Consider the following 14,919-nt stretch of genomic DNA (forward strand, 5'->3'; position numbering starts at 1 on the left):
GGGCTACGTCACCCCGCTGGTGCGCAAGCTCGCCAACGAGCAGGGTGTCGACCTGTCCACGGTCACGGGTTCCGGTGCGGGGGTCTCGGCCTCCTGCTCCGTGCTCGGAGCGGCCTCGGGCTCCTCGGCGTCGGCAGCGGCGGCGTTCGCGTCGTCGGCGCCGGAGTCGGACGAGTCCGAACCGCCATCGGACGAGCCGGAGCCGTCACCGATCTTCACGAGGGCGGTGCCGACCTCGACGGTCTCGTCCTCCTGCACCAGGATCTCCTCGACGACACCGGCGATCGGCGACGGGATCTCGGTGTCGACCTTGTCGGTCGAGACCTCGAGCAGCGGCTCGTCGACCTCGACCCGGTCACCGACGTTCTTCAGCCATCGGGTCACCGTGCCCTCGGTGACGCTCTCGCCGAGCGCCGGGAGGTTGACGGATTCGCTCATCGGGTGGACTCCTCTTCGCGGGGGATTGCAGTGGTTGTTGGTGTCATTGTCACAGTGCGCGGACCGGTGCCGGTCACAGCGCGTGCAGCGGCTTGCCCGCGAGGTGCAGGAACGCCTCGCCGAGGGCTTCGTTCTGGGTCGGGTGACCGTGCACCAGGGGAGCGATGTCCTCCGGGTAGGCCTCCCAGTTCACGGCGAGCTGGGCTTCGCCGATGAGCTCGCCGACGCGGGCACCGATCATGCTGACCCCGACGACGGGGCCGTCCACGACGCGCACGACCTTGACGGAGCCGGAGGTCCCGATGATGTGGCTCTTGCCGTTTCCGGCCAGGTTGTACTCGTACGAGTCGACCTTGTCGGCGCCGTACTGCTCCTCGGCCTTGGCCTGCGAGAGCCCGACCGACGCGACCTCGGGGTCGGAGTAGGTGATCTTCGGGATGTTCTTGTCCTCGATGACCACCGGGTTGAGGCCGGCGATCTCCTCGGCGACGAAGATGCCCTGCTGGAAGCCGCGGTGCGCGAGCTGCAGGCCGGGGACGATGTCGCCGACGGCGTAGACGTTCGGGATGTTCGTGGCGAGACGCTCGTTCGTGGTGACGAACCCTCGGTCCATCGCCACGCCGACCTCGTCGTAGCCGACGTTCTGCGTGACCGGGCCACGGCCGACGGCGACGAGCAGGACGTCACCGTCGAAGGTCTTGCCGTCCTCCAGCGTGACGACGACGCCGTTCTCGTGCTGCTCGACGCCCTGGAACCGGACACCGAGCGAGAACTCGATGCCGCGCTTGCGGAACGCGCGCTCGAGCTGCTTCGACATCGACTCGTCCTCGGCGGGGACCAGGTGCGGCAGGCCCTCGACGATGGTGACCTCGGCGCCGAAGGACTTCCAGACGCTGGCGAACTCGACGCCGATGACGCCGCCGCCCAGGATGACGACCTTGTTCGGGACGTAGTCCATGCGGAGCGCGGTCTCGGAGGTGATCACGCGGCCGCCGATCTCGAGCCCGGGCAGGGACTTCGAGTAGGAGCCGGTCGCGAGCACGATGTTCTTGCCGGTGACGGTCTGGTCGCCGACCTGCACGGTGTTCTGGGAGGTCAGACGACCCCAGCCCTCGACCACGGTGATGCCGCGGGCCTTGATCAGGCCCTGCAGGCCCTTGTACTTGGAGTTGATGACGCCCTGCTGGTAGTCGATCACCTTGGGCACGTCGACACCGGCGAACTCCGCGATCACGCCGTACTTCTCGGCGTCACGCGTGCCGTCGGCGATCTCGGCGGCGTGCAGCAGCGCCTTGGTCGGGATGCAGCCGCGGTGCAGGCACGTCCCTCCGAGCTTGTCGCCCTCGATGAGCGCGACGCTCATGCCGAGTTCGGCGGCCCGGAGCGCAGCGGCGTACCCACCACTCCCGCCACCGAGGACAACGACGTCGTAAGTCTGTTCCGTCACCTGGTGCAACTCCCTCGTGCGTGTCGGGCCGATCGGGCCCTACGTGGACACCGCGGAGGGCGGCGTCCGACGGTCGGACCGCGTGGTTCCGGTCCCGTCCCGTGCAGTACCGGTGGGAGGCGCGTCGGTGCGCCGTTCCCACCGGTACCAAACCTACTACTCGGACTGGAGGTCTTCTGCGAGAGCGATGAGCGTCCGGACCATCACGCCCGTCGCACCCTTGCCCAACCAGGCGTACCCGCCGCCCTTGTTCTCCGACGGACCCGCGATGTCGAGGTGCGCCCAGGGGACACCCTCGCCGGCGAAGCGCTCGAGGAACTTGCCCGCGAGCAGCATGCCGCCGGCCGGGTTGCCGACCGTGGCGTTGACGATGTCGGCGACGTCGCTGGACAGCCGGGCCTCGAGTTCCTCGGGCAGCGGCATCGGCCAGATCGGCTCCGCGACGCCCTCGGCGACGGCACGGACCTTCGCGACGAGGTCGTCGCTGCCCATCAGGCCGGTGGTGCGGTCGCCGAGCGCGACGACCTGGGCACCGGTCAGCGTGGCGACGTCGACGAGCGCGTCGGGTTGCTCGAGCGACGCGGCGGCCATCCCGTCGCCGAGCACCAGGCGGCCCTCGGCGTCGGTGTTCGTGACCTCGACCGTGGTGCCGTTCTTCAGCGTCAGGACGTCGCCCGGGCGGGTCGCGGTGCCGGAGGGCATGTTCTCGGCGAGGGCGAGCCACGCGGTCACGCGCACGTCCAGTCCCAGGCGGGCGGCGGCGACGGTCGCGGCGAGCACCGTGGCGGCACCGGTCATGTCGGTCTTCATGCCGAGCATCGACGCCGCGGGCTTGAGCGAGAGTCCGCCCGAGTCGAAGGTGATGCCCTTGCCCACGAGGGCGAGGTGCTTGGTGGCGGACTCGGGCGCGTACCGGACCACGACCAGGCGCGGGGGACGCGCCGAACCGCGGCCGACGCCGAGGATGCCGCCGAAGCCCTGCTCCTCGAGCGCCTGCTCGTCGAGGACCTCGACGGTGAGCGGCAGGTCCGAGGCGAACCCGGTCGCGACGTCGGCGACGTCCTGCGGCCCGAGGTCGCCCGCGGCGGTGTTCACGAGGTCGCGCACGAGCGACGCGGCGTCGGCGACGATCGCGGGGCGCACGGCGGCGTCGGCGGCGACGTCGGCGGGGGCGAGGACCTCGATGCGCTGGTCGCCGCGGGCCGGGGCCTTGGTGCCGGTGCCCTTGTGCCGTGTGAAGGCGTACGCGCCGAGCGCTGCGCCCTCGAGCGCGGCGTCGACGAGCTCGGCCGAGTCGGTCGGCAGGGCGAGCGTGATCGAGTCCACCCGGGGGAGCTGGCGGACGGCGCTGCCGGCGGCCGCGCGGATCGCCGCTGCACCCGTGGCGGACCCGAGCCCGATCAGCGCGACCGACTTCGCACCGACGCCGGTGGCGGGCAGGCGGACGAGCTGGTCCTTCGCCCCGGTGACCCCGATCGCGGCGAGGTCGAGGTCGGCGAGGGCGTCGATCGTCCCCAGCGCGGTGGGGGCGAGCACAGCGGCGCTGTCGGCCTCGCCGGACGAGCCCGGACGGACCCCGACGACGAGCACGTCGGCGGTGGTGGTCTCGGGGGGTGAACTGGTGGTGGAGAGCGTCGGTCGGACCATGCTCCAACCCTACCGACGGCCTGTTCGCTGTCGGCGTGGTCGTCGCGCACCGGGGACGTCGGAGGCCCCGCCTAGCATGGGGACGGTGAACCACCCCGAGGAGCTCTACACGTTCGACGCGGACGCACCGACCGTGCCGGCAGGGTTGCACCTGGTCGCCGGGCTGACCGGTTTCGCCGATGCCGGCTCGGCCGTCGCGCAGGTGACGAACTCGATCCTCGAGGACCTCGACACCGAGCTCGTCGCCGAGTTCGACCCCGACGTGCTGCTCGACTGGCGGGCCCGTCGCCCGGTCATCACCTTCGAGCACGACCACATCAGCGCCGTCGAGCCGCCCCGTCTGGCCCTGCACCTGGTGCGCGACGAGATCGGCCAGCCGTTCCTGTTCCTGTCGGGCTACGAGCCGGACTTCCAGTGGAACCGCTTCGTCCGCGCCGTCACCGGGCTCGCCGACGACCTGCAGGTGGCTGACACCACGTGGGTGCAGTCCATCCCGATGCCGGTCCCGCACACCCGTCCGATCAGCCTCACCGTCTCCGGCACCCGGGCCGACCTCGTCGAGCAGATGAGCGTCTGGAAGCCCGAGACCCAGGCGCCGGCGAACGTCCTGCACCTGGTCGAGCACCGCCTCGCCGAGACGGGTGCGCAGGTCACGGGGCTCGTGCTGCTCGTCCCCCACTACCTGTCCGACACCGAGTTCCCCGACGCCGCCGTCGCAGCGCTGTCCGGCATCGCCGCCGCGACCGGGCTCTTCTTCCCGACGGACGCCCTGCGCGAGTCGGGTCGCGAGTTCCTCACGCGCGTCGACGAGCAGGTCGCCGGCAACGCCGAGCTGCAGCGACTCGTCTCCGTGCTCGAGGAGCGGCACGACACCTACATGGAGGGCAACCCCGTCGCCTCGCCGCTCACCGGCGTCGACGGTGAGGTACCGACCGCGGACGCGATCGCGGCGGAGCTCGAGCGCTTCCTGGCCGACCGGCGCACCCAGGGCGACGCGACCGACTGACCGTCGCGGGATCCGGACGTCCCCTCAGGACGGCCTGGAGGCTCGTGGCGGCCCCGCACCGCGCCTCCAGGCCGTCCTCCGGTCGCCCGCACGACGTGACGCACGTCGACGACGCTCGTCGCGTATCGACGCGGGGACGCGTCGGTAGCCTGGTCCGGTGAACTCCCGTCGTGCCTTCCTGATCTGGGGTGTCGCGGTCCTCGCGTACGTCCTCGCCGTGGTGCAGCGGTCCTCGCTCGGGGTCTCCGGTGTCGATGCGCAGGACCGGTTCGCCGTCTCCGCCGCCGTCCTGTCGTCCCTCGCCGTGGTGCAGATCGCCGTCTACGCGGGGCTGCAGATCCCGGTGGGGATCGCCCTCGACCGCGTGGGCCCGCGCCGGCTGGTGCTCCTCGGAGCCGCGCTGCTGGTCGTCGGACAGGCGATCGTCGCCGTGTCCCCGTCGATCGGGCCGGCCGTCGCGGGGCGGGTGCTCGTCGGCGCCGGCGACGCGATGACCTTCATCTCGGTGATCCGACTGGTGCCGATGTGGTTCAGCGGCCGGATCCTGCCGCAGATCTCGCAGTGGACGGGCAACCTCGGGCAGATCGGCCAGATCCTGTCGGCGTTCCCGTTCGCGGTGCTCCTGCACACGGTGGGCTGGACCCCGGCGTTCGGCGTCGCGGCCGCGGCCAGCGCTGTCGGTCTGGTGCTCGCAGCGGTCTTCGTGCGGAACGGTCCCGTGCCGGTGCGGACGGACACGATCCCGCTGCCGCACTCGTGGGGTGCCGCGTTCAGCACGTTCGGGCACGCGCTCCGCCGCCCGGGCACACAGCTCGGGTTCTGGTCGCACTACGTCACGCAGTCCTCGGGCACGGTGTTCTCACTGCTGTGGGGTGTCCCGATGCTCCGGGGGCTCGGGTACTCCCCGGGTGCGGCGGCTGGGTTCCTCACGATCATCGTGGTCGTCGGGTTCGTCGCTGGTCCGGTGCTCGGCGTGCTCTGCGCGCGGTTCCCGATGCGCCGGTCGAACCTGGTGCTCGGCGTGGTCGTCCTGCTCGCGGTGCTCTGGACGGCGATCCTGCTCTGGCCCGGGCACCCACCGACGTGGTTGCTCGTGCTGCTCGTCGTCGCGATGGGGATCGGCGGGCCCGGCTCGCTCATCGGCTTCGACTTCGCCCGGACCTTCAACCCGGTCGGCTCGCTCGGCTCGGCGAACGGAGTGGTGAACGTCGGTGGGTTCCTGGCGGCCTTCGTGATGATGTACCTGATCGGCGTCGTGCTCGACGCGGCCGCACGGGCCACCGGCACCACGGTGTTCGCCTGGGAGAACTTCCGGATCGCCCTCACGGTGCAGTACGTCGTGGTCGGTTTCGGCGTCGGGATGCTCCTGCACGCCCGCCGTCGGACCCGCCGCGTGCTGCACTCGGAAGAGGGAATACGCGTCGGGCCACTCTGGGTTGCACTCGTTGCACGCCTGCGGAAGCGGCACGTGCAATAATGATCACGGACCCGTTCGGGACCCCTGTCTGTCGGAGCACTTCGGTGCGCCGGTGAACTCGGGGGACTTGACATGGGTCCTAGTGCTGCCCGGAACGGTAGGACTCGTACGACGCGGGGGACTGCGGCGCGGGACCTGGGCGGCGAGGGAGGCCACGACCCCACGAACGTGGCACGACGAGAGAGGTGATCGCATGGCTGCCCGGAGCACGACGATCGATCCCACGAAGGACACCGAGCCCGAGGGCGCTGTGGCAGAGGACGCCACGGACACCGAGGGCACCGCAGCGCCGAAGAAGCGCGCCACGAAGGCCCCCGCCAAGAAGGCGCCCGCCAAGAAGGCGGCGCCCAAGGCGAAGAAGACCGACGCCGTCGACGAGGCGATCGCCTCCGACGAGCCCGTCGAGGAGCCGACCGACGAGGCCGACGACACCGACGACAAGACGGCCAAGCCGGACGCCGCTGCAGCGGTCGCCGCCGGTGCGCTCGTCATCTCGCAGACCGACGACGACGAGGCGCCGGTCTACTCGACGACCATCACGGGTGCCACCGCCGACCCGGTGAAGGACTACCTGAAGCAGATCGGCAAGGTCGCCCTGCTCAACGCCGAGCAGGAGGTCGAGCTCGCGATGCGCATCGAGGCCGGCCTGTTCGCCGAGGACAAGCTGCAGCACGCGACGGGGCTCTCGAAGCCCGCCGAGCGTGAACTGCGCTGGGTCGCGCGAGACGGACAGCGTGCGAAGTCGCACCTGCTCGGCGCGAACCTCCGCCTGGTCGTCTCGCTCGCGAAGCGGTACACCGGTCGTGGCATGCAGTTCCTGGACCTCATCCAGGAGGGCAACCTGGGTCTGATCCGTGCGGTCGAGAAGTTCGACTACACCAAGGGCTTCAAGTTCTCGACCTACGCGACGTGGTGGATCCGTCAGGCCATCACCCGTGCCATGGCCGACCAGGCCCGCACCATCCGCATCCCGGTGCACATGGTCGAGGTCATCAACAAGCTCGCCCGCGTCCAGCGGCAGATGCTGCAGGACCTCGGTCGCGAACCCACTCCGGAAGAGCTCGCCCGCGAGCTCGACATGACCCCGGAGAAGGTCGTCGAGGTGCAGAAGTACGGCCGCGAGCCGATCTCGCTGCACACGCCCCTGGGCGAGGACGGCGACTCGGAGTTCGGTGACCTCATCGAAGACACCGAGGCGGTCGTACCGGCCGACGCGGTGGGCTTCACGATGCTGCAGAAGCAGCTCGAGAGCCTGCTCGACTCCCTGTCCGAGCGCGAGGCGGGCGTCATCCGCATGCGCTTCGGCCTCGGTGACGGCCAGCCGAAGACGCTCGACCAGATCGGTGACACGTTCGGCGTGACGCGTGAGCGCATCCGTCAGATCGAGTCCAAGACGATGGCGAAGCTCCGCCACCCCTCGCGGTCGCAGTCGCTGCGCGACTACCTCGAGTAAGCCGGCATGCGCTTCTTCATCCCGATCCTGATCGGGCGGATCCTCCGCGCCCTCGCCCGTGCGCGGGGCGGCGGGTCCGCCTACCCCGGGTACATCGTGCTCAAGCTCGTGCCGGACTTCCTGCAGCACGTGACGAAGCAGTTCCCGAACGGCGTCGTCTTCGTGCTCGGCTCGAACGGCAAGTCGACGACGACGCACATGATCTCCGACATCGTCCGGGCCCACGGGTTGCGGGTCTTCACGAACCCGTCCGGCGCCAACCTGCCGCAGGGCATCGCGTCGGCCCTGCTGTCCGAGGTCTCGCTGACCGGCCGGCTCAAGGCCGACATCGGCATCCTCGAGGTCGACGAGGCCTTCGCCGTCGAGCTCGCCGGCATCCTGTCGCCCTCGACGGTGACGATGCTCAACGTGCAGGTCGACCAGCTGTACCGGTTCTTCGAGACCGAGCGCGTGGCGACGATGATGCTCGACACCGCCGCTCTGTCGACGGCGAACATCATCACGAACCACGACGACCAGTTCCTCGACGGCTACACGGGCACCCCCGGGCAGCGCGTCCTGCGGTTCGGTGCGAGCGACGAGGTCATCGCCGCGGCGCCGAACGGCCTGCAGAACGCCGACTCGTTCGACGCCGGCGACCGTGCCCAGCACACCGCCGACGCCGAGGTCGTGGCCCACACGGGCGACGGCGCGACGATCCGCTTCGACGGTGCCGAGATCCCGGTCCGGCTGCCCGCCCGCGGCCTGCACTACGCGGTCGACGCCGCCGCGGCCACCGCGACGGCGAGTGCGGCCCTCGGCGCGCAGTTCCGCGCCGACGCCGTGACCAAGGCCTTCGGCACGATGAAGCCCGCGTACGGCCGTGGCGAGCGACTCCCCATCGCGGGTGAGTCCGCCGAGTTCACGATGTTCAAGAACGCCGCGAGCCTGCAGCTCAACCTCGACGCCCTGCCGGACCAGCCCGAACAGGTCCTCATGGCGATCGACGAGGGCACGCCCGACATCTCCTGGATCTACGACATCGACTTCTCGAAGCTCGACCACGTGGACGTCGTCTCCGGCGACAAGGCGTGGCAGATCGCGATCGCGCTCGAGCACGCCGGTGTCCGCATCGGCCGGGTCGAGCCCGACGTCGAAGCAGCGATCAAGCACATGGAGCAGCTCGGCTCGACGACCCGCGGGACGAAGAACTTCATCGTCAACTACGAGATCATGATGATCGCCCGCAAGGCCCTCGGCCACCCGGACATGGAGAAGACCGCATGACGGCCGACCGGTTGACCATCCTGCACGTCTACCCCCGGCAGATGGGCGTCTCGGGCGACCGTGGCAACGTCGCGGCCCTGGTCCGCCGTGCGGCCGCCGCGGGCATCGAGACACAGGTCCTCGAGTACGCGCCCGGTGACGAGCTTCCGACCACGGCGGACGTCGTCGTGATCGGCAACGGACCGCTCAGCGCGATGCGTTCCCTGGGCGACGACGTCACACGCATCGGCGGAACGCTCCGTGCGTTCGCGACCGAGGGTGTTCCGGTGCTCGCCGTCGGCGGTGGGTTCGACCTCGCGACGAACGAGGTCGTGCCGACCGAGGGCGTGCCGGTCGCGGGCTTCGGGGTGTTCGACGCCCGTGCCGTCCGCGGTGCCGAGCGCCGTGTGAACTACTTCGTGCTCGAGACCCGGTACCCGCTGCTCGCCGGAGCCTCGAACCGCCTGGCGGGCTTCGAGGACCACGCGACCCGCATCGAGCTCGCAGCCGGGATCACGCCCTTCGCCGATGTCGTCTCCGGCGGCGGCAACCAGGCCGGCTCCCCGGTCGAGGGCGCGATCGTCGGGAACTCCTTCGGCACGCACACCCAGGGCCCGGTCCTGCCGCTCAACCCGCAGTTGACCGACGGTGTGCTCGCCGCAGCGACCGCGCGGCTGGGCCGCGAGTACGCGCCGGACGCGGAGCAGACGGCGACGATCGACCGCTACGCCCGCGAAGCGCGCGCCACCGTCGACCGCTACGTCGACAAGGCGTTCAAGCGCATCGCCTGACGGCCGCTCGCTGCGGACGTCGAACGCGACCACGCAAAGACAGGAGGCGCGGTGCCAGCTGGCACCGCGCCTCCTGTCCGTGTGTCGGTCGCGACTACTTCGACTCGTAGAGTCGGCTGCTCTCGTCGTGCCACTCGATGGCGGTCGCCGCGAGCTTGTCCTTGAACTCGGCGCCGTGGTGGGCGCAGAAGTAGAGCTCGCCGCTCGACATGGTGGCTCGGATGTAGGCCTGCGCCCCGCAGCTGTCGCAACGGTCGGCGGCGGTCAGCTGGTGGTTGCTGACTTCGTCGATGGAGGGGTCCTGCACGGTCTGGGTCATTGCTGTGCTCCTCACGGATCGCAGGTGGTGCCGGGTGGTTGCACCATTTCAACACGTGATCCCTGAGAGCGACGCATTGTCGGGGCCTGTTTCGCTCAGCGCGGATCGCTTGGCCCCAGTGCGAGTGTCCACACGGTGCTGTCGGTGCCGCTCGGTAAACTCCGACGGTGAGCTCCGACTACTCCGCACGCCATCTCTCCGTCCTCGAAGGGCTCGAGGCGGTCCGGAAGCGGCCGGGCATGTACATCGGCTCGACGGACTCGCGGGGCCTCATGCACTGCCTGTGGGAGATCATCGACAACTCGGTCGACGAAGCCCTCGCGGGACACGGTGACGAGATCGGTGTCGTCCTGCACGCCGACGGCTCGGTCGAGGTCCGGGACACCGCCCGGGGCATCCCCGTCGACGTCGAACCGAAGACCGGCCTGACCGGGGTCGAGGTCGTGTTCACCAAGCTGCACGCCGGCGGCAAGTTCGGCTCGGGGTCCTACGCGGCCTCGGGCGGCCTGCACGGCGTCGGCGCCTCGGTCGTGAACGCGCTGTCGGAGCGCCTCGACGTCGAGGTCGACCGGGGCGGCAAGACCTACGCCATGTCGTTCCACCGGGGCGAGCCCGGCACCTTCGACGACAGCAAGGGCATCGGCCCGGACGCACCGTTCGCGCCCTTCACCTCGGGCAGCGAGCTGCGCGTCGTCGGCAAGGTCAAGAAGGGCGTCACCGGCTCCCGGATCCGCTACTGGGCGGACCGCCAGATCTTCACCGCCGACGCCCGCTTCAGCACCGACGACCTGGTGACCCGTGCACGGCAGACCGCGTTCCTCGTGCCCGGGCTCGGCATCACCATCACCGACGAGCGCGCGGCGTCGATCGACGCCGCAGCCGCCCGGGCCGAGGCGACGGGCACCACCGTGGCCGCCGGGCCGGTGGTGGAGCGCTTCCGGTACGAGGGCGGGATCGGCGAGTTCGTCGAGCACCTCGCCGTCGACAGCCCGCTCACCGACGTCTGGCGCGTGCAGGGGACCGGCACCTTCACCGAGACCGTGCCGATGCTCGACGACAAGGGCCACATGGTCTCCACCTCGGTCGAGCGCGAGTGCGAGGTCGACCTGGCGCTCCGCTGGGGCAGTGGCTACGAGACCGTGTTCCGCAGCTTCGTCAACATCATCGCGACGCCGAAGGGCGGCACCCACCAGGCCGGCTTCGAGTCGGGCGTCGTCAAGGCCGTCCGCGCCCAGGTCGAGGCGAACGCCCGCAAGCTCAAGGTCGGGCAGGACAAGCTCGACAAGGACGACGTCCTCGCCGGCATGACCGCCGTGCTGACCGTGCGGTTGCCCGAGCCGCAGTTCGAGGGGCAGACGAAGGAGATCCTCGGCACCCCGGCGGTCCGGAAGATCGTCGACCAGGTGGTGTCGAAGCGCATCACCGAGATCCTCACCTCCACGCAGCGCACCGAGAAGGCACAGTCGGCGGCCCTGCTCGAGAAGGTCGTGTCCGAGATGAAGACCCGCATCTCGGCGCGGGCACACAAGGAGACGCAACGCCGCAAGAACGCGCTCGAGAACTCCTCGCTGCCCACGAAGCTCGCCGACTGCCGCTCGCAGGAGACCGAGGGCACGGAGCTCTTCATCGTCGAGGGTGACTCGGCCCTGGGCACCGCGAAGCTCGCCCGCAACAGCGAGTACCAGGCGCTGCTGCCGATCCGCGGCAAGATCCTCAACGTGCAGAAGGCGTCCGTGTCGGACATGCTCTCGAACGTCGAGTGCGCGTCGATCATCCAGGTCATCGGCGCCGGTTCGGGCCGCACGTTCGACATCGACCAGGCCCGCTACGGCAAGATCATCATCATGTCGGACGCCGACGTCGACGGCGCCCACATCCGCACGCTGCTGCTCACGTTGTTCTTCCGGTACATGCGGCCGATGATCGAGCAGGGCCGGGTCTTCGCAGCCGTGCCGCCGCTGCACCGCGTCGTCGTGGTGAACCGCGGCAAGCCGAACGACACGCTCTACACGTACTCCGAACAGGAGCTGCAGACGGTGCTGAAGAAGCTCGAGAAGACGGGCAAGAAGTACCAGGAGCCGATCCAGCGGTACAAGGGCCTCGGCGAGATGGACGCGGACCAGCTGGCGGAGACCACGATGGACCGCGCGCACCGCACGCTGCGCCGGGTGAACGTGACCCATGCCGAGGGTGCCGCGAAGGTGTTCGAGCTGCTCATGGGCAACGACGTGGCGCCGCGCAAGGAGTTCATCCTGGCCGGCGAGGGCCTGGACCGCGACCGCATCGACGCGTAGCGCGCCTTCACGCCCGGGCCGCGCAGCGGCCTGGCGTGCTCACGCGCTGAGCGACAGTCCACGCGGCCGCCGGTCCGTGAGGTGTCGCTCAGCGCGAAACGGCGCCGCGTCCGCGACACGGTGACGGCGGACGGGAGGCCCGTGGCGGCGCCGCCCCGCGCCTCCAGGCCACGACGTCACGCGCTGAGCGACAGTCCACGCGGCCGCCGGTCCGTGAGGTGTCGCTCAGCGCGAAACGGCGCCGCGTCCGCGACACCTCGCGGACAGCGGGCCGCCGTCGCGGACGGCCGGTGGCGGACGCCGGCGCGCGCCTACGCCTCGCCGGCGGTGCCGTCGAGCGTCGCGGCGCTGCCGCCGATCGAGCCGATGACCGCTTCGAGCGGGGCACCCGACCCGTCACGCTTCGACAGCCAGTCGGGCAGGGTCCGTGCAGCGCCGTCGGTGCCGACGGCGTGCGGCGGCGCGATGCCCGCCCATCCCACTGTGAGCCCGTCCTCGCCCTTCAGGAACGCGTGCGCCCGGACACCCTGGGTGGCACGGCCCTTCGCCGGGAACTCCGACAGCGCGGAGACCTTGGCGCGACCGGCGTCGGTGCCGGGCAGCGCGGTCGAGGTGGTGGACACCGTGGCGACCACGGCGTCGTCGGAGCGTGCGACCGAGCCGAACCAGATCACCGAGGCGCCGTCGGCGAGGGCCATGCCGGCCACACCACCGGCGGGCAGCCCCTGCGCCCGGACGACGGACGCCGGGAACCGCAGCAGCTGCGCGTTGGAGCTGATGAACACGAGGTCGTCCGACTCCGGCGCCTGGGCCGCGCCGACCACGTGGTCGCCGGGCTTCAGGCCGATCGCGACGAACTCCGGCTTGTCGGGCCACGCACCCGGCACGACGCGCTTCACCACGCCGTGTGCGGTGCCGATCGCCAGCGAGTCCGACGACGCGCCGGACAGGTCGACGATCGCCACGACCGTCTCGCCCTTGGTGAGCGCCAGGAAGTCGGTGACCCGGACGCCGGCGTCGAGTCGGACCGCCGCGGGCGGCACGGCGGGGACGTCGACGGGGGAGAGCCGGAGGACCCGCCCGGTCGAGGTGATCGCGCCGATCTGCCCCCGCACCGTGCTCACCACGGCGGAGCGGACGGCGTCGTGCTTCGAGCGCTTCGGTACGCGGACGATGCCGAGCTCCGACGTCGGGATGTCGACCCGGATGAGCCGTCCGGTGGTCGAGAGCAGCACGCGGCAGGGGGAATCGGCGATCTGCAGGGACTCCGGGTCGACCGCGGCCTTCCGACCGCCCTTCACCGGGGCGTCGGCCTCGGTGAGCAGCGTGCGGCGCGGGGTGGCGAACCTGTCGGACACCTCGGTCAGCTCGAGGGCGACCTGCGCGCGGAGTCGCTCGTCGGACGCCAGCAGTTCTTCGAGGGCGGCGATGTCGGCGAGCAGCTGGTCGCGCTCGGCCTCGAGCTCCATCCGCGAGAACTTCGTCAGGCGGCGCAGGCGCAGCTCGAGGATGTACTCCGCCTGTACCTCGGACAGGTCGAAGACGTCACGCAGGCGGTTGCGCGCCGCCTCGGAGTCGTCGGAGGTGCGGATGACCTGGATGACCTCGTCGATGTCGAGGATCGCGATGAGTAGGCCCTCGACCAGGTGCAGCCGTTCCTTGCGCCGCGCCAACCGGTACTGCGACCGGCGGGTGACGACGTCGAGCCGGTGCTGCACGTAGACGTCGAGCAGCTCGCGCAGCCCGAGGGTGCGGGGCGACCCGCCGACCAGCGCGACGTTGTTGATGCCGAAGCCGTCCTCGAGCGGGGTGTGCTTGTACAGCTGCTCGAGCACGGCGGTGGGGTTGAACCCGCTCTTGATGCCGATGACGAGCCGGAGCCCGTGGTTGCGGTCGGTCAGGTCGTTGACGTCGGAGATGCCGACGAGCTTCTTGGACTGGACGCCGTCCTTGATCTTCTCGATCACACGCTCGGGGCCGACCAGGTAGGGCAGCTCGGTGACGACGAGCCCGACCTTGCGCGGGGTGAGGTTCTCGACGCTCACCTTCGCGCGGGTGCGGAACGAGCCGCGGCCGGTGGCGTAGGCGTCGCGGACCCCGGAGAGCCCGACGATCGTGCCGCCGGACGGCAGGTCGGGGCCGGGCACGAACTCCATGAGTTCTTCGAGGCTGGCCTGCGGGTTCATGAGCAGGTGCTTCGCGGCCTCGACCACTTCGCCGAGGTTGTGCGGCGCCATGTTCGTCGCCATGCCGACCGCGATGCCGGAGGCGCCGTTGACGAGCAGGTTCGGGAACGCCGCCGGCAGGACACCCGGCTGCATGATCTGGTTGTCGTAGTTCGGGACGAAGTCGACGACGTCCTCGCCCAGGCCCTCGGTCATCGCCATCGACGGTTCGGCCAGCCGGGCCTCGGTGTACCGGGCTGCTGCGGGACCGTCGTCGAGGGAGCCGAAGTTGCCGTGGCCGTCGACGAGCGGCACACGCATCGTGAACGGCTGGGCCATGCGGACCAACGCGTCGTAGATCGCGCCGTCGCCGTGCGGGTGCAGCTTGCCCATCACCTCGCCCGTGACGCGGGCGCTCTTGACGTGTCCGCGGTCGGGCCGCAGCCCCATTTCGGCCATCTGGTACAGGATGCGACGCTGCACCGGCTTCAGGCCGTCGCGGGCGTCGGGCAGCGCCCGCGAGTAGATGACGGAGTACGCGTACTCGAGGAAGGAGCCCTGCATCTCCTCGGAGACGTCGACGTCCTCGATGCGCTCACCGTCGGGCAGGCCGACTACGTCCGTGCGTGCCATGGCA

The 14,919-nt window shown here is 70.5% G+C and carries 10 protein-coding genes and 1 pseudogene; 6 read left to right on the forward strand and 5 right to left on the reverse strand.

Annotated features, from left to right (window positions below):
* Positions 1-63: 63 nt before the first annotated feature.
* The 3 genes and pseudogenes from DEJ30_RS06555 to DEJ30_RS06565 form a co-directional block, all read right to left on the reverse strand.
* A pseudogene (locus DEJ30_RS06555) lies at positions 64-438 on the reverse strand (biotin/lipoyl-containing protein); the annotation flags it as partial.
* A gap of 73 nt (positions 439-511) precedes the next feature.
* Positions 512-1,885, reverse strand: a complete 1,374-nt coding sequence (gene lpdA, locus DEJ30_RS06560) for a dihydrolipoyl dehydrogenase (RefSeq protein ID WP_027465458.1) — start codon at positions 1,883-1,885, stop codon at positions 512-514.
* Positions 1,886-2,041: 156 nt separating this feature from the next.
* The gene (locus DEJ30_RS06565; protein ID WP_110859573.1) at positions 2,042-3,532 is read right to left on the reverse strand and encodes a leucyl aminopeptidase; all 1,491 of its coding nucleotides are present in this window, start codon (positions 3,530-3,532) and stop codon (positions 2,042-2,044) included.
* A 76-nt stretch (positions 3,533-3,608) separates the two neighbouring features.
* Here DEJ30_RS06565 and DEJ30_RS06570 point away from each other — a divergent pair, with 76 nt between their 5' ends.
* The 5 genes from DEJ30_RS06570 to DEJ30_RS06590 all read left to right on the forward strand — a co-directional run bounded on the left by DEJ30_RS06570 (position 3,609) and on the right by DEJ30_RS06590 (position 9,504).
* Positions 3,609-4,538, forward strand: coding sequence for a proteasome assembly chaperone family protein (locus DEJ30_RS06570; protein WP_110859574.1), 930 nt, complete (start codon positions 3,609-3,611; stop codon positions 4,536-4,538).
* A 157-nt stretch (positions 4,539-4,695) separates the two neighbouring features.
* Positions 4,696-6,015, forward strand: a complete 1,320-nt coding sequence (locus tag DEJ30_RS06575) for a nitrate/nitrite transporter (RefSeq protein ID WP_110859575.1) — start codon at positions 4,696-4,698, stop codon at positions 6,013-6,015.
* 193 nt (positions 6,016-6,208) lie between these two features.
* Positions 6,209-7,468, forward strand: coding sequence for an RNA polymerase sigma factor (locus tag DEJ30_RS06580; protein ID WP_027465462.1), 1,260 nt, complete (start codon positions 6,209-6,211; stop codon positions 7,466-7,468).
* A 6-nt stretch (positions 7,469-7,474) separates the two neighbouring features.
* On the forward strand, positions 7,475-8,734 hold the full coding sequence (locus DEJ30_RS06585) for a MurT ligase domain-containing protein (protein WP_110859576.1): 1,260 nt from the start codon (positions 7,475-7,477) through the stop codon (positions 8,732-8,734).
* Positions 8,731-9,504: a type 1 glutamine amidotransferase gene (locus tag DEJ30_RS06590; RefSeq protein ID WP_110859577.1), complete on the forward strand. Its 774-nt coding sequence runs from the start codon at positions 8,731-8,733 to the stop codon at positions 9,502-9,504. The genes DEJ30_RS06585 and DEJ30_RS06590 overlap by 4 nt, the downstream gene beginning before the upstream one ends.
* A gap of 94 nt (positions 9,505-9,598) precedes the next feature.
* Here the strand turns inward: DEJ30_RS06590 and DEJ30_RS06595 are convergent, their stop codons facing one another.
* Positions 9,599-9,823 carry a hypothetical protein gene (locus DEJ30_RS06595; protein ID WP_017886093.1) on the reverse strand — a complete coding sequence of 75 codons (225 nt, stop codon included), beginning with the start codon at positions 9,821-9,823 and terminating at the stop codon, positions 9,599-9,601.
* Positions 9,824-9,990: 167 nt separating this feature from the next.
* On the opposite strand from DEJ30_RS06595, the gene DEJ30_RS06600 reads away from it, so the two are divergent.
* Positions 9,991-12,117, forward strand: coding sequence for a type IIA DNA topoisomerase subunit B (locus DEJ30_RS06600; protein ID WP_110859578.1), 2,127 nt, complete (start codon positions 9,991-9,993; stop codon positions 12,115-12,117).
* A 311-nt stretch (positions 12,118-12,428) separates the two neighbouring features.
* On the opposite strand, the gene DEJ30_RS06605 is transcribed toward DEJ30_RS06600, so the two are convergent.
* Positions 12,429-14,915: a DNA topoisomerase (ATP-hydrolyzing) subunit A gene (locus DEJ30_RS06605; RefSeq protein WP_110859579.1), complete on the reverse strand. Its 2,487-nt coding sequence runs from the start codon at positions 14,913-14,915 to the stop codon at positions 12,429-12,431.
* Positions 14,916-14,919 lie beyond the last annotated feature (4 nt).

Source organism: Curtobacterium sp. MCPF17_003 (genome assembly GCF_003224385.1).
GTDB classification, from domain to species: domain Bacteria; phylum Actinomycetota; class Actinomycetes; order Actinomycetales; family Microbacteriaceae; genus Curtobacterium; species Curtobacterium flaccumfaciens.